Annotated in this window: 15 protein-coding genes and 1 tRNA gene; 9 read left to right on the top strand and 7 right to left on the bottom strand. The window is 46.2% G+C overall.

The genetic code is table 11. The features are described 5' to 3' along the window. Nucleotides 1-33 precede the first annotated feature (33 nt). The gene (locus ACY652_RS09195) at nucleotides 34-1,959 is read right to left on the bottom strand and encodes a DUF4153 domain-containing protein (protein ID WP_462268107.1); all 1,926 of its coding nucleotides are present in this window, start codon (nucleotides 1,957-1,959) and stop codon (nucleotides 34-36) included. A 51-nt stretch (nucleotides 1,960-2,010) separates the two neighbouring features. Beyond that, entirely contained in the window at nucleotides 2,011-2,700 is a 690-nt protein-coding gene (locus ACY652_RS09190) for a hypothetical protein (protein WP_462268105.1), read from the bottom strand. Between the two features lie 274 nt (nucleotides 2,701-2,974). Here ACY652_RS09190 and ACY652_RS09185 point away from each other — a divergent pair, with 274 nt between their 5' ends. Further along, nucleotides 2,975-3,958 (top strand): pyruvate dehydrogenase complex E1 component subunit beta, encoded by a 984-nt coding sequence (locus ACY652_RS09185; RefSeq protein WP_462268103.1) that lies wholly within the window; start codon nucleotides 2,975-2,977, stop codon nucleotides 3,956-3,958. Nucleotides 3,959-4,424: 466 nt separating this feature from the next. Here the strand turns inward: ACY652_RS09185 and ACY652_RS09180 are convergent, their stop codons facing one another. Further along, nucleotides 4,425-4,973 carry a hypothetical protein gene (locus ACY652_RS09180; protein ID WP_462268101.1) on the bottom strand — a complete coding sequence of 183 codons (549 nt, stop codon included), beginning with the start codon at nucleotides 4,971-4,973 and terminating at the stop codon, nucleotides 4,425-4,427. A gap of 111 nt (nucleotides 4,974-5,084) precedes the next feature. Here ACY652_RS09180 and ACY652_RS09175 point away from each other — a divergent pair, with 111 nt between their 5' ends. Further along, entirely contained in the window at nucleotides 5,085-6,875 is a 1,791-nt protein-coding gene (locus ACY652_RS09175; protein ID WP_462268099.1) for a DUF885 domain-containing protein, read from the top strand. Between the two features lie 208 nt (nucleotides 6,876-7,083). Continuing rightward, on the top strand, nucleotides 7,084-9,345 hold the full coding sequence (locus ACY652_RS09170; protein ID WP_462268097.1) for a Tex family protein: 2,262 nt from the start codon (nucleotides 7,084-7,086) through the stop codon (nucleotides 9,343-9,345). Nucleotides 9,346-9,349: 4 nt separating this feature from the next. On the opposite strand, the gene ACY652_RS09165 is transcribed toward ACY652_RS09170, so the two are convergent. Beyond that, the gene (locus tag ACY652_RS09165) at nucleotides 9,350-9,829 is read right to left on the bottom strand and encodes an Lrp/AsnC ligand binding domain-containing protein (RefSeq protein ID WP_462268095.1); all 480 of its coding nucleotides are present in this window, start codon (nucleotides 9,827-9,829) and stop codon (nucleotides 9,350-9,352) included. A 152-nt stretch (nucleotides 9,830-9,981) separates the two neighbouring features. Between ACY652_RS09165 and ACY652_RS09160 the strand changes: the two genes are divergently transcribed. The 3 genes from ACY652_RS09160 to ACY652_RS09150 all read left to right on the top strand — a co-directional run bounded on the left by ACY652_RS09160 (nucleotide 9,982) and on the right by ACY652_RS09150 (nucleotide 12,257). Then, nucleotides 9,982-10,095 (top strand) — tRNA-Asp (locus ACY652_RS09160). Nucleotides 10,096-10,290: 195 nt separating this feature from the next. Continuing rightward, nucleotides 10,291-11,616, top strand: a complete 1,326-nt coding sequence (locus tag ACY652_RS09155; protein WP_462268093.1) for an AAA family ATPase — start codon at nucleotides 10,291-10,293, stop codon at nucleotides 11,614-11,616. Then, nucleotides 11,613-12,257, top strand: coding sequence for an HNH endonuclease family protein (locus ACY652_RS09150; RefSeq protein WP_462268091.1), 645 nt, complete (start codon nucleotides 11,613-11,615; stop codon nucleotides 12,255-12,257). Before ACY652_RS09155 ends, ACY652_RS09150 begins: the two co-directional genes overlap by 4 nt. Before the next feature lie 4 nt (nucleotides 12,258-12,261). Here the strand turns inward: ACY652_RS09150 and ACY652_RS09145 are convergent, their stop codons facing one another. After that, nucleotides 12,262-15,249 carry a ligase-associated DNA damage response DEXH box helicase gene (locus ACY652_RS09145; RefSeq protein WP_462268089.1) on the bottom strand — a complete coding sequence of 996 codons (2,988 nt, stop codon included), beginning with the start codon at nucleotides 15,247-15,249 and terminating at the stop codon, nucleotides 12,262-12,264. Between the two features lie 66 nt (nucleotides 15,250-15,315). Here ACY652_RS09145 and ACY652_RS09140 point away from each other — a divergent pair, with 66 nt between their 5' ends. After that, entirely contained in the window at nucleotides 15,316-15,525 is a 210-nt protein-coding gene (locus ACY652_RS09140; RefSeq protein WP_462268087.1) for a hypothetical protein, read from the top strand. A 3-nt stretch (nucleotides 15,526-15,528) separates the two neighbouring features. Continuing rightward, on the top strand, nucleotides 15,529-16,227 hold the full coding sequence (locus tag ACY652_RS09135) for a hypothetical protein (protein WP_462268085.1): 699 nt from the start codon (nucleotides 15,529-15,531) through the stop codon (nucleotides 16,225-16,227). Nucleotides 16,228-16,414: 187 nt separating this feature from the next. On the opposite strand, the gene ACY652_RS09130 is transcribed toward ACY652_RS09135, so the two are convergent. Further along, entirely contained in the window at nucleotides 16,415-17,548 is a 1,134-nt protein-coding gene (locus ACY652_RS09130; RefSeq protein ID WP_462268083.1) for an acyltransferase family protein, read from the bottom strand. Between the two features lie 95 nt (nucleotides 17,549-17,643). On the opposite strand from ACY652_RS09130, the gene ACY652_RS09125 reads away from it, so the two are divergent. Next, nucleotides 17,644-18,834, top strand: a complete 1,191-nt coding sequence (locus tag ACY652_RS09125; protein ID WP_462268081.1) for an anhydro-N-acetylmuramic acid kinase — start codon at nucleotides 17,644-17,646, stop codon at nucleotides 18,832-18,834. A gap of 559 nt (nucleotides 18,835-19,393) precedes the next feature. On the opposite strand, the gene ACY652_RS09120 is transcribed toward ACY652_RS09125, so the two are convergent. After that, on the bottom strand, nucleotides 19,394-20,128 hold the full coding sequence (locus ACY652_RS09120) for a hypothetical protein (RefSeq protein WP_462268079.1): 735 nt from the start codon (nucleotides 20,126-20,128) through the stop codon (nucleotides 19,394-19,396). Between the last annotated feature and the right edge of the window lie 321 nt (nucleotides 20,129-20,449).

Here is a 20,449-nt window from a genome sequence, read left to right as displayed (position 1 = left end):
GTCCGCCTTATTTGTTATAGTTAAGTATTCACCTCAGTCTTTCTTCTTGATCAGGTACAACCCTTTGGCATAAGTGGCCTTCAAGGTATGGTCGCTGTACTGGTCGAACCTGAATTCGTTTAAACTTAGGGCAATTTTATAATGGGGCGTTTCTTTCACTACAGATAGCACTTCTGGCCGGGCAAAGTAATTGCTGTAGGTTGGTTGTTGGTTTGCCGTATCAGGCTTCAACTGCGCTGTACTGATTTTTCCTTTTATCAAAAAGCTGCCGGCAAATTGGTTCATGTCAAAACCTGCGCTTTCGCCATTTACAATAATCATAAGCCGGCTGCCGTTTTCTTTGGTGGCAATGGTAATTCCATCTATTTTCTCCTCAAGGGTATAAGTGCCCTCTGTATAAAAAGAGCTGTTAACGGCGTTGAGCACGTAATCATATCCGCTTACCTTGGTGGCTTCGCTGTACCCCGTTTGCAGAAGGTAGCTGGTTTCAATCTGCAGTTCATTATTGGCATCGTAGGCGGCAAGCCCCAATCTTTTTGAAGCCCATAAAAGCTGTTGCCGGCTTAACTCCTCGTTTTTACGGTAAACGTAGGTGTTGGCTGTATCAATTTTGGTGTACATCGAGTCATTTACGGCTTGCAAATCGGTTTTAAAGTAAGGCTGCAGGGCCGTAAGCTGCGCATTGTCGGTTAAAAAGGTAAGTTCGTCCAGCGCATTGCGACCATCCTTTTTACTGGCTTTCTTTTGCATTAACGGGGTAAACTTTCCATCGGCTAAAGCGCTGTATTTTTTAAAAATCTGTATCAAGCGGTGGCTCTGCGAGTATACAGACACCGCCAAAGCGCTTTGCGGCCCATACAAGGACAGCAAAGCCAGTAGGGCCAGTGAAACCGGTATCACTTTAATACTCTGCTGCTTCGATAATAAAAAATACCCGGTAATAAGGGCAAGCCATACGCCCAGCATTAAAAGGAAGTAACGCTGCGGTGTAATGCCATAAGGTAAGATACGGGCCCAAACCGCGATAAAAAGAAGCACAATCAGCGGAATAAGCAAAAAGTAAAAGCTGCGCGAAAACGCCCTTATCCATTTGCTGTCTTCATGATTGCGAATAGGATAGACCAGCAGGATAGACAGGATGCCAAACACCGCGTAACCTAAAATAAGGCTGGACACCAGGCCCTTGGGCAGGTTCCATTCCAGCAGTATCTTGCCCTCATAACTGAGCAGGATAAGCACGTAGATAACCGCCAGCGGGATGAGCACGTACTGCGTAAACAATTTGAGCGCTGAAGGATAACCGGCTTCCCCCTCCCGGCGGCTGGCTGCCGGATGCGGAACGCCTGCTAAAAAGAACAGGGTATTAAACATACCGCCGATAACCGCTCCTAACCTCAAATAGATATTGCCGTCTATTTTTAAACCAAAAAGAAAGTTGGCCGAACCTACAGCTGCACACAACCCGGCATAAAGCACACCGCTATACAAAACCGTAGTTAAAAAACGCAGAAATATACTTTTGTTAAACTGCCAGAATTCGATCACCTGCCCTTTTACGGTATAACCCGCAAAGGCCACCACCAAATGCAAAGCGAAGGACAGCGTAAAAAAGCGAACAGCATCAAACCCGCGCAGCTCGGGATTAAGCAACCATAGGGTGCCGAGCCCCAAAAGTGCTGCAACAAGCTTAATGATAAGCCTGGACACCCCGGTTATACCTTTACTTTCAGTATATAAGGTAGCCGCCAGGCTTAGCAGCAGGCCAAGATTAGCCATCATTATCAGCCTTACATATAAGCCCTCGTTCGAAGGCCCGTAATACACCCGTTTGGTATCAATCAAAAGCCAGGCAGCTACTGTTCCGCAAAGGGCAAACAAAGTTTCGAAAGGAAAACGCCTGATTACAGCTATAATATTTTTACCCAGTACCTGGAGCGACGGCAATTTTAAACGCATCATATAACCATTTGAAATTTGTGAACTAAATTAGCAACTGTTCAGCACTTTACACTACGGGAACCTGTATATTAAACTCACGCCTCCGGCTACCGAGGTATAAACAGTTCCGGAGCTTTCGCCGCCATCAATAGTATTATAGTTATAACTGTAATTACCAAACACATTATAGCGGGCCTGTAAGCCTAACTGCACATCTTCGGTCAGCGTAAAATTTATGCCTATACGGGGCGCTATATAAAACTGAGATTCAGTAAGGTTAAAGTTGCCGTAGTCGGTATAACTGCCATAACCGCCTTGAAATGTATCTGCATAATCTATACTAAAGTGGCTAAAGTAATTGCCTAAATTAAGGCCGGCTTGTAAGTTGGCCCCGCTGCCTAAACCTAACTGGTATACTGCGCTGGTATAAATAGCAATACTGGTATACTTACTTAAATGAGAAGTGCCGTACACCTGCCCGGTTTGCTCGTCATAATCCTGAAATGCGCTTTGCTTCGGCTTAAAAGCGCGGTAGCCGCCATGTAAGCCTATAATGAAATTGCCGAAATGCCTTAACAAACCTGCCTCGAAACCTGGTGAGGCTTTATAGGCATCATTCAGGTTGTGCAAGGGAGCATCAACCACTACGCCTGCTGTAAAGGCATAGTCTGACCGGGAGCCGCCGCCATAATTCATGCGCATGGTATTGTATTGGGCCGACGCATTAGTAAAGGCCAACAGGCTGCCAACAACAAATAACAACCGGAAATTTTGTAAGATACTAAACTTAATGCGGGTTAGGCACTGTAAAGAACGGCAGATAAACGCCGGGCAAGGTTTAAAAAGCATTGTGATAACTGATAGGAAAGCTAAAAATAAAAAAATTAAGCAGTTTCTGGATAAATTTAAGACTTTCCTGATATTCATCACCTTTTTTGCTCCGCCGGTAAAATTTTTTACCCAAACTGCTCACCCGTTGTTTTTCACATTCCATTACCTATATTTGCGTGCAAAAATTTTCATTTTTAAACAGATAATGAGAGAACTACAGTTCAGAGAAGCGCTTCGTGAAGCCATGAGCGAAGAGATGCGCAAGGATGAGAAAATATACCTGATGGGTGAGGAAGTAGCCGAATATAACGGCGCTTATAAAGTAAGTCAGGGCATGCTGGATGAATTTAGCGCCAAGCGGGTAATTGATACGCCGATCTCTGAACTGGGTTTTGCCGGTATCGGCATCGGCTCAGCCATGAACGGCCTGCGCCCCATCATCGAGTTCATGACCTTTAACTTCTCGCTGGTGGCTATTGACCAGATCATCAACGGTGCGGCCAAAATCATGTCGATGAGCGGCGGGCAGTTCTCGGTGCCTATCGTATTTCGCGGCCCTACCGGTAACGCCGGTATGCTAAGCTCGCAGCACAGCCAGTGTTTTGAAAACTGGTATGCCAACTGCCCAGGCTTAAAGGTAGTAGTACCCTCCAACCCGGCCGATGCCAAGGGTTTGTTAAAGCAATCTATCATCGACCCGGATCCTGTTATCTTCATGGAATCGGAACTGATGTATGGCGATAAAGGCGAAGTGCCTGATGGCGAATACTATATTGAACTGGGTAAAGCCAAAATAACCAAAGAGGGTACCGATGTAACCTTGGTAAGTTTCGGTAAAATTATGAAAGTGGTACATGCCGCTGCTGCCGAATTAGCTAAAGAAGGCATCAATGCCGAAGTAATTGACCTGCGCACCGTGCGCCCGATTGACTACGCTACCGTAATAGAATCGGTAAAGAAAACCAACCGTTTGGTAATTATTGAAGAAAGCTGGCCTTTGGGCTCTATTGCTACCGAGGTTGCCTTTAAGGTACAAAAAGATGCCTTTGATTACCTGGATGCGCCTATCCTGCGCATTATGGGCGGCGATGTGCCGTTGCCTTACGCACCAACGCTGATCCAGGAATACCTGCCAAACCCCGAGCGGGTAATTAAGGCGGTAAAAGAGGTAATGTACGTTAGAAAGTAAGCTAACTGCTGATATAACAGAAAAAGCCGGTCACGATAAATGACCGGCTTTTTTTAATTTGCAGGCGGTGCACTCTAACAGTCGTCAACTTGTCATTCCACCCGTAGAGAGAAATCTGCTGCTGCAGACCGGCTACCTCAAGAGGATTTCTCCTTGCAGTCGAAATGACCAACAAATTGATTCTTATCAGCTTCTTAGTCTTTCTTTTTAGCAGACTTTTTCACACAATTCGGTACTGTTTTACCGTCTTTCTTCTTGGTTCCTTCTTTTTCATAACCTGACCAGCAGGTGCTTTTCTTGGTAGTTTCCATAGGGATAGATGTTTTAGTTATTGAGGTAAGGCAATTACCGTTCCGTAATAACATTATACCTTTTTGCAATGCATAAATAAGATAATGCGCACGTGTGATGCTTGTTCAATTTAAGTACGCTAAGGTTACATATTGAACCGTTAAATTATACTTTCTCAATTTGTATTGCCCTTATTAGTCCACTTTAAGCTTCGCCCAAAAGCAACACTACTAACAACCAACATTACCACTGATAACATAGAAGCGTAAATGCAGTATCTGATCAAATCAGGCAGGAAAGAAATGTTTCCCCAAAGTATCCAGTCGGCAGTATCAGGATATGTATTTGGCAGGGCTGATAAAGGTGGGTAAACAGTCCATCCCTGTTTATGGGCAGGAAACAACAAATCCATTATAAACAATGGATAGATCATAATTAAAATAACAAAGATGAAGTTAGCTGCTGCGAAGATTCCGTTTTGTAAGATTCTGCGGTAAGCATAAAATGCTTCTTTAATAAAATAAATAATTGCGACTAAAAAGCTATACGGAATTGTTATCAGTTTCCAGCTAAGCGGATAAATAAAATAAGTATCATGCAAATTAATTTCCAAGCGTAGATGAGTAATCTGAACCGAATGCGTGAACCTGAACAATACATACCAGTAAAATGCAAAAACAATTACCAGAATGCTAAACTCAACAAGCAGGGTTTTAGGTTTCATCCTCCTAAGATATTAAGTTTGCTGCTATCATAATTCTTATTACCCATAGTTTGTTTAACTTGTTACAATTGCACCTGCAAAACATCTAAATTGTACCAGCACATTTTATACATGAACAAAATCATCCGCTTAGGCTTACTTTCAGTTGCAATTGGTGCAAGCCAGTTATCGCTTCAAACACAGGCACAAACCACCTCCGGCAATAGCAAAGCATGGGTAACCAAATCCAACCGCTATACCCAACTGCTGATCGATCTGGACAAGAAGTATTCGCCCGAGTATGGCTCTTCGGAGGGGCTGGCCGAATACGATACCCGGATTGCAGTACCTACATTAGCCAATCAGCTGGCCGAACGGCGGGATGAAGAGGCGCTGGTGAAACGCTATCAAACCATTTTAAACAGCGAACACGATGCATCGGTGCAACAGGATTTGCAAATATTGATTGACCATTTACGCTTAGGTTTCCGCCAGCAGGATTTTAGCCTTCAGCACCAGGTTCCTTTTTTAAATGCCGCCGAAATAATTTATGGCGGACTGGAAATTTTACTGGACGACCAAACCCTTGCCGCCCGACGTAAAGCTGCTATCATAAGGATGCGTAAGTATGCAGGTATGGAAAAAGGCTACCGGCCGCTCACCGCTATTTTGCAGGAGCGCGTGGCTGCACAAATGGCTAAAAAAAACGTCATCTACCCATCGCGGCAGCAAATGGAGGTAGCCTTATCGCGCAATGCCAGTATTGTAGAAGGTATTGCCGAACTGTGCAAAAAATACAAATTAGGTGGATGGGAGCAGCCTTACGCCCGCTTAAAGCAGCAGGTAACTGCTTATGATGCCTGGTTACGTGCGCAGGTATTACCCAAAGCCCGTACCGATTTCCGGCTGCCACCAGCCGAATATGCTTTGGCTTTAGAAGGCTATGGCATCACTATCCCCCCCGCCGAATTAGCGGGCATGGCACATGCAGCTTTCATCGATCTACAAAACCAGATGAAGCCTATTGCTGCGCAGATTGCTAAGCAGCGCGGCCTGCCTTCGGCCGACTACCGCGACGTTATACATGAATTAAAGAAAGCGCAGGTACATGGCGATTCCATTATTCCGCTGTATGAGCGCCACCTGAAGGATATTGAAGAGATCATCCGCCAGCACCAATTGGTTAGCCTGCCTAACCGGCCGGCCATTATCCGCCTGGCTACCGCGGCAGAAACCGCGCAAACCCCTGCCCCGCACATGGTGCCGCCACCATTTTTGAACAACACCGGCCAGCGCGGCGTGTTTGTACTGCCGCTGAACATGCCGCCTGCACCCGGCGAAAAGAAGGCCAACCAATATGATGATTTTACCTTTGATGCCGCCTCATGGACCATTATTGCGCATGAAGCCCGCCCCGGCCATGAACTGCAGTTTGATAAAATGGTAGAAGAAGGCGTATCGAAAGCCCGCTCCTTGTATGCCTTTAACTCCACCAATGCCGAAGGCTGGGGCTTGTACTCAGAATCTATGATATTGCCTTATATGCCGCTGGAAGGCCAGCTGATCTCCTTAGACTACCGCCTGCTGCGTGCCGCCCGTGCCTTTTTAGATCCTGAACTGCAGGCCGGCACAATCACCCCGCAGCAGGCGATGGATATACTCACCAAAGATGTGGTACAATCCACCGCTATGGCGCAGCAGGAAGTAGAACGGTATACGCTGCGGGCGCCCGGCCAGGCCAACAGCTACTTTTTTGGCTACACCAAAATGCTTGCCTTGCGAAAAGAAGCCGAGCAGGCGCTGGGCAATAAATTTAACGCCCTGCACTTTCATGATTTTATTCTTTCGCAGGGTTTGCTGCCGCCAACTTTAGTACGGCAGGCAGTGCTGAAGGAGTTTATCCCGGCGGAACTGAAAAAGTAATACGCCTTCCTCCAATTTGTCATCCTGAGTGATAGCGAAGCACCTGTGCAACAGCAGAGCCAAGTGTACAGGTTCTTCGCTATCACTCAGGATGACACCCGTCATATAAATCGATACTGCATCTTATCTCCACCTCATTTTTCTTACCAATCCGTTTCCATCTCTGCTTAAACTACCCCACCTTTGCAGTCCCTGGAAATTGACTTACATGACTGATCATTATATTCAAATAGCCCAAGAACTTTCTGTTTCCTCGAAACAGGTAACAGCTACGGTGAACCTGCTGGACGAGGGCGCTACCGTACCTTTTATTTCCCGCTACCGCAAGGAGATGACCGGCAGTTTGGACGAAGTGCAGATTGCCGCCATACGCGACCGTATGCAGCAGCTGCGCGATCTGGACAAGCGCCGCGAAGCCATCCTGAAATCGTTAACCGACATGGGCAAGCTAACGCCCGAACTGGAGCAGCAGCTGCGCGATGCCGAAACCATGCTGGCACTGGAAGATTTGTACCTGCCCTATCGCCCCAAACGTAAAACCCGCGCCACCACCGCACGTGATAAGGGCCTGCAGCCACTGGCCGACCTCGTACTCACCCAAAATAAGGTTGACTTACAGGTTGAGGCAGAAAAATATATCAGTACCGAAAGAGGCGTAAACAGCATTGAAGAAGCGCTGGCCGGTGCCCGCGATATTATTGCCGAAACCATCAGCGAGAATGCCGAGATCCGCACCCAGCTGCGCGAACTGTTTACCCAAAAAGGTGAATTTGTATCGAAGGTTGCGCCGGGCAAAGAAGAAAGCGGGATTAAGTATAAAGATTATTTTGACTGGGCGGAACCGGTTAAAAGCGCACCCTCGCACCGCATTTTGGCCATGCGCCGCGGTGAGAAGGAAGAAATCTTGTACCTGGATATTGTACCGCCCGAAGATGAGGCCGTGGTATTGATTGACCGTATGTTTGTAACGGCTAACAATGCCTCATCAGACCAGATACGCCTGGCTATTGCCGATGGCTATAAGCGCCTGCTAAAACCCTCGATAGAAACCGAAGTGCGCCTGCTCACCAAAAAGGCAGCTGATGAAGAAGCTATACGCGTGTTTGCCGAGAATGCAAGGCAATTATTGCTGGCCGCTCCACTGGGGCAGCGCCGGGTAATGGCTATTGATCCCGGCTTCCGTACCGGCTGCAAGGTGGTTTGTCTTAACGAACAGGGCAAACTGCTGGAAAACACCACCATTTATCCGCATACTGGTGCGGGGCAAGCCAAAGAAGCCGAAAAGACCGTTAAGCAGTTAGCCGAAAGGTATACTATTGAAGCCATTGCCATCGGCAACGGCACCGCCGGGCGCGAAACGGAACTGTTTGTGCGTAACCTGAACTTGCCGGGCGTTACTATAGTGATGGTGAATGAAAGTGGCGCTTCCATCTATTCAGCATCCGAAGTGGCACGGGAGGAGTTCCCGGATAAGGATGTAACCGTACGGGGGGCCGTATCTATCGGTCGCCGGTTGATGGACCCGCTGGCCGAGTTGGTTAAGATTGACCCGAAATCCATCGGCGTTGGGCAGTACCAGCACGATGTAGATCAGAACAAACTGCAAACCTCACTGGATGATACCGTCATTAGTGCAGTAAATGCGGTAGGTGTAGAACTCAATACGGCCAGCAAGCAGATTTTAGCCTATGTATCGGGCTTAGGTCCGCAACTGGCGCAGAACATTGTAGATTACCGTAACCAGCACGGCGCCTTTAAACGCCGTGAGCAACTGCGCAAGGTAGCCCGGCTGGGCGAAAAGGCCTATGAGCAGGCAGCCGGCTTTCTGCGTATTCGCGGCGGCGAAAACCTGTTGGATGCCAGCGGTGTGCACCCGGAGCGCTATGCACTGGTAGAGCGTATGGCTAAAGATGCCGGGCACACTATAACTGAGCTGGTGCACCAAGAAAAACTGCGCAAAGCCATTCCCCTGCAAAAATATGTAACCGATACGGTGGGGTTACCTACCCTGAACGATATTATGGCCGAACTGGCAAAACCCGGCCGCGACCCGCGCGAGCAGTTTGAAGCCTTTAGTTTTACTGAAGGGGTGAATACCATTAATGATTTAAAGGCAGGCATGAAGCTGCCTGGCATTGTAACCAACATTACCAACTTTGGCGCTTTTGTAGATATTGGTGTGCACCAGGACGGCTTGGTGCACCTCAGCCAGATCACCAACCGCTATATCAAAGACCCTAACGAAGTACTAAAAGTGCAGCAGCGGGTAGAGGTAACCGTTACCGAAGTGGATGCCGCCCGCAAGCGCATTTCCCTGTCGATGAAGGAAGCCGCCGCTGATAAGAAACCGGACATAAAAAAACCAAGCCAGCCCATGCAAAAAAACAATGTATCGGGCAACCGCCCACAAAGGCAACCCGAAACAGATATGCAGGCCAAGCTGGCAGCCCTGAAGGCAAAGTTCAAGTAGAGTTTTATTCCGATAATGTAATCTGGCGTTTAATACTTTCTTCCAATGAAATAAATGTTTCGGTACGTTGTATGCCGGGTACGCTTTGGATGCGCTCGTTTAACACTTCGCGCAGGTGGCTGGTATCATGGCATACAATTTTGGCAAAAATGCTCCAGCTTCCGGTGGTATAATATAATTCCGTTATTTCCTTAACCTCCTTTAAGGCAGCTACGGCATCATTATACTGCGAGCCTTTTTCGAGGTAGATTCCCAGGAAAGCGGTAATATCAAATCCCAGCTTTTGGGCATCTACCTCTAAACTGGCACCTTTAATAATACCCATCTCCTCCAGCTTTTTCATCCGCACGTGTATGGTGCCGCCCGAAACAATCAGATCTTTTGCAATCTCGGTATACGGCGTAGTGGCGTTTTTCATCAGGATCGATAAAATCTGAATATCCAGATTATCAATTTCTAAATTATGGGCTTTTTTGTGAGGCATAAATTTTGATTTATTTAGATTAGCACAAGTTTAATTAAAAATCGATTAAAAATAAAAATATTTTGTTGAAATATTTGCAAGAAATCGATAAGCCTATTACATTTGTATCAAGCAACAGCAAATAAGTTGCTTCGTTCCTTAAGAAAAAACAATGTTGGGTGGTGAAATTTTTGGCAGACACACCTCCTTGTCCCGGTGGCGGAGAACAATAGGAAATCCTGAAAGGGACTAACTACTCTGTGGAGGTTCGAATCCTTCCCCAACAGCTCTTCTCATAATTTAGGTTTATAATTGGTTAGTAAAGGCCTCCTGCCCATCAGGAGGCTTTACTTTTTACAGGGGTTTGTAAATATTTAACTATATTCACATATAATAACACAATTACATTTAATCGATATATATTAGTTTTTATAATTACTTTATCATAGTAATACACTTTCATGTAATCATTACATATTATAATGTGGGTAGAAGAAATCACTCTTGAAAATATAAAATGCTTTGAGAAGCAATCAATCCGTTTGGGTTCATCAAAGGCCAAATATCCGTGGATAACATTTTTAGGAGAAAACGGAACAGGAAAAAGCACTATCTTACAAGCATTGTCTTTATTGTTATCCGGTCCTGAAGGAGCAAAACAATTGTTAACCCGACCTGAAGGCTGGTTAAAAAATGAGGTAATTCCAGGAAAAATTTCTGTTAAAATTCATAAGAATGACCATGACCCGTCAACATACGGTGAAAAAAAAGAGCGTAAACAATTCAGTTATACATTTTATGTAACCGGAAATCAAAAACTCACAATAAATAACAAGGTATTTACCGAGCCGGTTATAGCCGAGGATACTAATAACAGAATCTTACCTTGGCTACGTGAAAATGCGCTTTTACCCAAAGGCAAAGGATGGTTTGGTGCAGGCTATGGAGCTTTTAGGAGATTAACACGGGAAAATAGAATCTTAGTACCCTCTTTGCAAACCCCGTTAAGATACACCAATTTTTTCACTCAATTTAGAGAAGATCAAGCGTTAGAAGCATTCGAAACGTGGATGGTATATTTAGACTACAGAATTTCAAAATCACAAAATGATTTATTGGCTCAAAAGCAAAAGGCTTGGGGCATTAAGGCGATAAACAGTTTATTACCTGAAGGAAATAAATTTGATTCTATTGATGGGGATGGTAGAATTTGGTTTGAGGTACAAGGCTCTAAAGTTTCGACAATAGCATTGTCTGATGGCTTTAGAAGTATTTTGGCCCTTGCAGGAGATTTGATATGGAGACTGATTGAAGCTTTTCCAGAAAGCACCAACCCGCTCTTTGAAGAAGGAACCGTACTAATTGATGAGTTAGATATACACTTACATCCAACTTGGCAGCGTTCAATAGCAACTTTGCTTCGCAAAACATTTCCCAACATTCAATTTATAATGGCTACACATAGTCCACTTATAACAGCCGGAGCAGGTGAAGACGCTGTAACCTATAGGTTCCACAGAGAAAACAATACTGTTAAGATTGACAGGATTAATAACATTCATGCTTGGAACGTTGACAAAATATTACAAAGCGAAGCCTTTGGATTAGTGTCAACATTTTCTCCTGAAACACAAGAGAAAATTGATACCTATTACACGCTAAAAAAGAAGAAGCACCTGAATAATGATGAGGAAAACGAACTGCAAACTACAATTCCTTTTGTGAAAGAAGCCTTCGCAGAGCTGCCCAATGAAAATTCATTAGATTACAAAATACAGGAGTTCTTAGATGAACAGCTAAGTGGATGATAAAAATTAATCGACTACCTAAGCCGAATATTCTAATTAAAAAGGAAGCTGCTTGGCTAACAGCAATAAAGAATGCTACGAACAAAAAAGACCGTGAAGAGGCAATTAAAAAATATCAAAACAAGAAGATTAAAAGTACATTAATTGCAATGTTTTATGGTAAATGTGCTTTCTGCGAATCTTATATTGAAAATGTTGATTATGGGGACATTGAGCATTTTAAACCAAAATCATTATTCCCGGAAGAAGCAATAAATTGGGATAATTTGTTACTTTCTTGTAAAAAGTGTAATGGCGCTGGTCAGAAAGGAGATGCTTGGCCATTAAATAACGAAGGAGGGCCTTTAATTAATCCATGCACTGAAAATCCTAATGACTATTTTAATTTTGAGTTTGATACAGAGACAGACGTAGCAATAGTTAAACCCAAAAATGTTCGGGGTGAAGTTTCTGAAAAACTATATGGCTTAAACAAATTATCTTTAGTCAAAGACAGAAATATTACGATCAAAAGGTTAGTTGCTTTGGCGCAATTTTACAATTCTAATGATAAAGCAAAAAGATATTTAGATGAAGCTGCTCTTGACTCTGGTGAGTACGCTGCATTTGCCAGAATGATTAGGGCAAATTTCGTTAAATAAATTGCTACTTGCCTACCCTGCGCTTATAACCTTTCTTCTTTGCCACCTCCGGCTTTTCCTCCGGGGCATCGTCAAAGGTATCGTACTGGCGGGCCATACGAGCCACGCGGTCATCGAGGCTTTCGGTGGTGAGGTTCTCGCGCAGGCGGTCTACCATAATGGGGAAGGCAAAGGGGGTAGGCCGGGCAATCTTTTTCAGGATGACGCTTTGGGTGCTGATGCGCTGTAGTGCGGCACGCAACCTGAACTCCTCTAACTGGTAAGCCATCGCCTCATTATAGGCCTGCCTTACCAGCAGGTTATTAGGTTCATACTCGCTGAATACATCAAACAGCAGGGAAGTGGAGGCCTGCAAATGCCGGTTTTTAATGGGCTGGCCCGGGTAGCCGTTAAACACCAGTCCGCCAATATTGGCAATATCCCGGAAACGGCGGCGGGCCATTTCATTTGCATTTAAGCTATGCTGAATATCATCCATCAGGTTATGAATGGTGAACAGATCATCCGTTTCCAGCGCCTGTTCTATGGCAACCTCATCATCGGTTAGCAGTTCAAAGCCATAATCATTCATGGCGATGCTGAAGGTGGCGGGTTTGATTTTGGCAATGCGATAGGCAATCAGCGAAGCCATGCCCTCATGCACCAGCCGCCCCTCGAAAGGGTAAAACAGCAGGTGGTGCCCGTCGCGGCTTTCAAAGGCTTCAATTAAAAACTCGTTCTTTTTGGGCAGATGTGATAAGGCCTGCTGCAACCTGAACAATGGCTTTAAGGCAATTACCTCCGCATCCCGCTCCTGCCCATGTGCTACCTCGTCCAGCTTTTGCCTGAATACTTCCGACAATTGCGACGACAGCGGCATCCGCCCGCCCGCCCAGCTGGGGATTAATCCTTTAGTGGCGTTTGATTTTTTCACGAAGGCCGTCATCTCTTTTACCTGCACAAACTCCAGGCTGCGGCCGGCAAACCAGAATTTATCGCCGGGTTTCAGGCGCGATACAAAGCCTTCCTCAATGGTGCCCAAACTGCCGCCGTGCAGCAGCTTTACCCGCACGCTTAACGAACTGGTAATGGTACCAATGCTCATGCGGTGCCGCATGGCTACCCGGCGACTATTTACCTTATACAGGCCATCTTCTATCTCTACCTTTAAAAACTCATCGTATTGCGACAGCGTTTGGCCGCCGGTGGTAATAAAATCCAGCAGTTCGCCAAACTCCTCCTCGCGCAGATCGGCAAAGGCATACGTGCTTTTCAGCTCTTTGAACAGTTCATTGGCCCGAAAGCCGTCTGATACCGCTAAAGTTACCATGTATTGAATCAGTACATCTATCGCCAGCAGTACGGGGTCGCGGCTTTCCATGTGGCCGGTAGTAATGGCTTCTTTAAGGGCTGCACCTTCTAAAAGCTCTAACGAGTGCGTAGGAATAAAATACGCTTTGGACGTAGCGCCGGGGTGGTGCCCGCTACGGCCCGCCCGCTGCATAAACCGGGCTACCCCTTTGGGGCTGCCCACCTGAATAACGGTATCCACCGGCCTGAAATCGACCCCTAAATCCAGACTGGAGGTACATACCACCAGTTTCAGCATTTCGTTGTGCAGGGCCATCTCCACCCAGTTGCGCAGGTCGTTATCCAGCGAGCCGTGGTGCATGGCCATGATGCCGGCATAGTCGGGATAATTATCCAGTATGGCATGGTACCATATTTCGGCCTGGGCACGGGTGTTGGTAAAAATGAGGGTGGTTTTACTGGCCGCTACAATCTCCATCACCTCGGGCAACAGGCGCAAACCAATATGGCCCGTCCAGGAGTAATTTTCCACATCCTGCGGAATCACGGATTGAATATCCAGCTTTTTTTCAATCTGCGCCTTTATCAGCCGGGTACGCTCTTTCGGGAAGCTGTTACCCAACAGCACCTCGGCACCTTGTTCTAAGTTGCCAATAGTCGCGCTGATACCCCAAATGCGCACCCCACCCCGGCCCTCCCCGAAGGGGAGGAAGGTATTGTCCTGCTGGTTAAGATGATTGATGATTTGAGTTATAACTTTATTGGCATCACTAAGTACTTCATTATTGGTAAAACGCAGTACCTGATAACCGTTTTGCTTTAAGTAATCAGTACGTTCTTTATCTAACAACTGCTGTTCAGGATCGTTGTGATAGCCCCCATCTACCTCAATTATTAATTTTTTTTCCAGACACATAAAGTCTGGTATATAATTAAATACCGGATGCTGCCTTCTGAATTTAAACCCTGTTCTTTTTGCCCGCAGATGCTGCCACAATAAATGTTCTGCCTCGGTAGGCTGATGCCGCATCTCCTTTGCATGCTCAATCGACGTTTGCCATGTCAACGCATCAGTGGTATGAAAGCGAGGAAATGAATTATTATCCTGTTCTGCATCTTCCATTTTACCTCCCTCTCCTTCGGAGAGGGCCGGGGAGAGGTGTCTTAACCTGCTCAACCCCAGCTCCACCTGTACCCCGCGCTTGGTGCCCAGCAGCTCATGCCACTCGTCGATCACCACCACTTCAAGGCTTTTGAAAATTTTGGGGTAATCCTTTTGCGCCAGCATCAGGTGCAGGCTTTCGGGTGTGGTGAGCAATACTTCGGGCAGCTTTTTTTTGAGGGCGGCCTTTTCGGCGGCCGAGGTATCTCCGGTGCGGGTGCCTACCCGCCAGGGCAGGCCCAGTTCATCGCACACCTGCTGCATCGCCTTGCGGATATCATTAGTAAGCGCCCGCAGCGGCGTAATCCACAGCATTAGCAGGCCATTATTCTTTCGGGTTTGGTAGGTATCGGGGTACTGGTTAATATAGCCCACCAAAAAAGGCATAAACAAGGCAAAGGTTTTGCCGCTGCCGGTAGGTGCATTCAGCAAACCGGAATGGCCCGACAGGTAAGCCTCCTCCATTTCTTTTTGAAACGGAAACTGCTTCCACTTTTTCTGCTTAAACCATTCGCTGATGATGCGCTGCCCTTTATTCATATCCTGTTTACATAAACTAATTAGCGGCGAAGATGTTATCCCTTTGCTTATAAATCACCACCCCTTATGAAAAAGCTGGCAACAATTGCACTACTTTCAGTTACCCTTATGGCCTGTAACCAAGCCTCTAAAAACGGAGCCAATAAAACAGACACCGCCGTTACTCCTGCTACCGATACCTCAGCCAGCAGCAAATTAAAAAATTATACCGACCCTGCCCAGGAACAGCGCCTGCGCGAAGTATCGCCTGATTCTACCAAAAAGAGCACGAAATAATTTATGCATTTAAAGTACCTAAAGGGTTGGTTCAGCCTGTTCATTATTGCTGTATCAGGGGCTTCCTGCACTTCAAAACCTGCACAAAATAAAAACGTTGCAGCACAGGGCAGCACCACTGCCAAGCCTGCCCGTTTGCCTTCCGCAAAGGCAAACCCTATGGCGAAAAAAGATTTGGTAAGCGTTACTGCCAATCAACTGATTATTCCGGGTAAGGCGATTGGCGAAACTTATATTGGCGAAGACATGAAAGCAGTATTTGAGCGTTTGGGCAAGCCAGATGCCGGCGATGCAGCCATGGGTAAAAGTATGTGCACCTGGTATGCCCGGCATGATGCCGGGGGCTATCAAACCTCTGTATTTGCCAGCCGCGATATGGGTAAGCCTGATGAAACCACCAGCCGGGCGCAGCAAATTCTGGTAACCTCCCCCTTTTTTAAAACCGCCGATGGCATACAAACGGGAGTAAGCTACAGGCAGATCAGCACCCGGTATACCTTGAAGAAAGCCAGTACCTTTGCTAAAGGTGCGCGCCGGCTTACCGTTTATGATGATAAAGCCAAGGGCATCGCTTTTGAGTTTAACCCCGAACGCTTATGCAGCGGCATCATTGTTCACAAGCCGGGTGCTGATGGCGGTGTAGCCTATTCAGCGTTTCACCCGGAGACCCCTCCCAACCCTCCCCGAGGGGGAGGGCTTTAAAAGACAGTCTTCTTTACTTCACCACTTATACATTGTCCCTCCCTCGGGAGAGTTGGGAGGGATTTACACGCTATACTATTTTTATACCTGATGATGAACTCACGTAGATACCCCTCCCTACCCTCCCGAGGGAGGAAAAACACATAATTGATATTAGCCCTCCCCTTCGGGGAGGGTTGGGAGGGGTTTATATCTTAATCATAATCTTCCTGCGGTACAGCGGCAATAAAATCAGCCATATGATCAGCACCAATAGTATAGCGCCGGCCAGCGAAGCAGTTTTGGGTGACAGATATGGGTTGAAAAGATGTTCGCTAAAAAAGCGCATTGCCCCTACCGATCTACCGTTAAAGGGCAGCTTTATCATATTAATCAGCCCCGGCAGTAAATCGCTTAAAAAGTAGGCAACAATGGCATTGGTACCGAACACGGCAAAAAAACCGGTAAAACGGCGGTGGCCATGCGTATCAATAAGCCAGTAAGCTACAGCCAGGCCAACGGTAGCCAGGCCGCCGGTAAGCAGCACAAAAGAACTGGTCCACAATTTTTTGTTGATAGGGAAAAACCAGTTCCAGATAAGGGCCAGCACTACAGCGAATACGCCGTAGGTGAGCATCCAGCTTACCTTTACGCTGGCCTCGCGGTCGGTACGTTTAAGCCAGGTGCCTACGGCGATGCCAAACAAACAGGTACCAATGGCAGGAAGTGTACTTAGCAGTCCTTCCGGGTCCCAGGTTTTTGACTGGTCCCAAAGGTGGCTGGTGGTAAATACCAGCCTGTCTAACCAGGCACCTAAGTTGGTAGCAGGTTCCAGGTTGGCCGGGCCGTAACCGGGCACCGGCACCAGTGTCATGATCAAATAATACCCTATCAACACCAATCCGAAAATCCAATACCGCGCCCGGTCAGAAGTAAGCGTATACAGTACCGAGCAGAGGAAATACACCACCGCAATGCGCTGCAGCACGCCCGGAATGCGGATGGTAGACAAATCATGGTGATAGATAAACCGTACCAGCATACTCAGGAACAGCAGGATCAGCATCCGCTTGAACGCCTTCCAGATCAGGTTGCCTCGGTTTGCCGGGTCGGCCTTCTTGCTTTGCATGGCAAACACAATAGATACGCCTACCATGAATAAAAAGAAGGGGAATATCAGGTCGGTGGGTGTCCAGCCGTGCCATTCGGCGTGGTCAAGCGGCTCATATATATTTTTCCAGTCGCCGGGATTGTTTACCAGTATCATGGCGGCCATGGTAATGCCACGGAATACATCGAGCGAAAGCAGCCTTTGCCTGGGCTGCACTAAAAGTTCAGACATACGTTAAGGGATTATAATCAGGTTTTTAAATATAGCCCGATTTTTTACAAAGTAGGCGCTTATTCAAATTACTTTTCAATTTTATACCTTTAGCCATGCCTGCGCTCAATGCCAACCTGCAAAAGTTATTTACCATCGCACAAAAACCGGAACGGGTAGCTATCGGCCTCATGTCGGGCACCTCACTCGACGGACTGGATATCGCGCTATGCCATTTTAAGGGTAACGGCCTGCAAACACAATATGAACTGCTGCAATTTATCACCGTGCCTTATACGGATGATTTCAGGGCGCAGGTAAAGGAAGTATTTGCCAGCCGCTATGCCGATTTAGAGCAGGTATGCCTGTTAAACGCAGCTATTGGCCGGCTGCATGCCGGTATGGTGCTTGATGCGTTAAAGGAATGGAACATTAATGCAGCACATATTGATTTTATTGCCAGCCACGGTCAAACCATCTACCATGCCCCAACACGGCTGCATGGCCGTACAGCCTACCCGAATGCTACCTTGCAGATTGGCGACGGCGACCACATTGCGGTGCAAACCGGCATTATTACCATCAGCGATTTCAGGCAAAAACACATAGCCGCCGGGGGCGAAGGCGCACCGCTGGCATTATATGGCGATGTGATCTTAGGCAGCAAACCCGGCGAAAACCGCATCCTGCTCAACCTGGGCGGCATAGCCAACCTCACCTATCTGCCTGCCGATGGCGATACAACCAAAATAATCTGTACCGACATTGGCCCCGGCAACACCCTGATTGACGCGGCCTGCCAACGCTACTTTAACCGGCCTTATGATGAGGGCGGACAGATGGCCGCTTCAGGGCAAATTAATACTGCCTTACTGAACGCCCTGCTGCAGCATCCTTTCTTCACCGAAGCTGCCCCCAAAACTACCGGGCCCGAACTGTTTAGTTTAAGTTATTTAGATGCAGCCATGGCGCAGCTTCCGGAAGCTATATCTCCTTTAAACATTATCAGCACCTTAACTGCCTTTACGGCCCGTACCGTTGCTGATTTTGTGCAAACCTGTATCGCTGCAACAAATATCAAGCTGATAGTTAGCGGCGGCGGCGCACATAACCAATTTTTACAGCAGTTGTTAGCCGCTTATTTGCCGCAGGCAGCTATTGGCAGCAGCAATGAAATCAACCTGAACCCCGATGCCAAAGAGGCGATACTATTTGCCGTTTTAGGTAACGAGGCGCTGGTGGGTGAACCTTTGCTAATTGGTGGGGCACCGCAGGTGCTGCTAGGGAAGTTGAGCTTTCCGGGGTGATGATTAAAGTGGTGCGGTGATAACACCACAGGTGTTCGGGAGATAAAAAATGCGGTCATGCTGAACTTGTTTCAGCATCCCTCAGGACAAGTATACCATTGCGCTGGCCGTGTGGCTACCTTACTATTCACTCTGCCGGTGGGATACTGAAACAAGTTCAGCATGACGTGGAGACGGTTATCTGAATTTGAAAAAATCTGCCGAACACCAATGGTGAAAACACCGCCCACAGGCAGGAAGCATGGTTATTTATGTTGTATACAGTGATCGCAGACCACCGGGATAAGATTATGGCATAAAAAAAATCCCTGTACTGGTCTAAGTTTAGCGCAGCGTAACTTAAGACCCCAAATGTAGTAAGCTTTCAGCTTACCTATCCGCCCGGTTAACATAGCGCTCAGTAAAGTAAAGATATTGAATATTCCCGCAAGCTGAAAGCTTACACGATGACAGGTCTAAGTTACGCTATGCTAAACTTAGACCAGTGAAGTGAGAAGATTCAAATACCAGCAATTAATACATTATATATTAGATACACTTTATTCAATAACCAAGAGGTTTATCCCATCTCAAGGTTATTGAATTGAATTGAACCCGTACTCTGCACTTCGAATCCAGTAAGGCAATGTTCAAAGAGGGCATCTTTAAGGCGTTCACTTATAAAATAATTAATTCCAAAAGGGGCTTTGAAAAAATCTAAGGTACTATCAAAGTTTGAAGTAAAATAAATTGTTGAAGCTTGAATTGAAGTAAAAATGTCATCTGATTTCGCTCGCTGCTGTAGTTCTATAACTTTAGACAGATAATTATTTTTTGAAGTTAATGCAATAGTTTGTAATGGTTTCAGTGCAATGTCTGCAATATAAAATGAGGACCTGCTATAATCGATGTCATCTAGATAATCTTCAAAATGCTTAGATAGCAAATGAATCAGAAAATATTCTATAGGTTCTTTTTTTTTATGAGAAATCTTTACTGGATAAAAACGATGGGGCGGGAAAACGAAATCCTCAAAAACATTTTTCATCTGTTTGCTGACGATATAGCCAATGGAAAATCCAGAGCTGATTAAATCAGTAAATTTGGCACGGCTATGTAATATTAATGTGTTTAAGTCTGGCTCAAAATCAGGAAAGTGTTCGCCCTTATTTGAAGCTTTATAATAAGCATCATATGAATCAGCTTTCGTCTCATCATAGCCGGGTTTCCACCTTTGAATTTGTGGAAACTCGGGTCCGGTCTCGACAGATGCACAGGCCTCATTGAAAAGATAATATCGGGTATGCTTTTTCATTTCCGTAATAGTAATAATTTTAAGCCTGAAAGGTACTCCCTGTACTGGTCTAAGTTTAGCGCAGCGTAACTTAGACTCCAAATGTAGTAAGCTTTCAGCTTACCTGTCCGCCCGGTTAACATAGCGCTCAGTAAAGTAAAGATATTGAATATTCCCGCAAGCTGAAAGCTTGCATGATAGGTCTAAGTTACGCTATGCTAAACTTAGACCAGTGAAGGGGAAGCCCTATGTGCGTAGTTTGCAACTACAGTTTTGATGCATAATATTACGTTAACAGCACTATCTATATTCAGTAAGATGCTGGCCGGATCAATTTCAGAC

The sequence above is a fragment of the Mucilaginibacter sp. genome (assembly GCF_965200995.1).
GTDB lineage: Bacteria > Bacteroidota > Bacteroidia > Sphingobacteriales > Sphingobacteriaceae > Mucilaginibacter.
The sequence above is the reverse complement of the archived record's forward strand: the minus strand, read 5'-3'. Positions and strand labels throughout refer to the sequence as shown.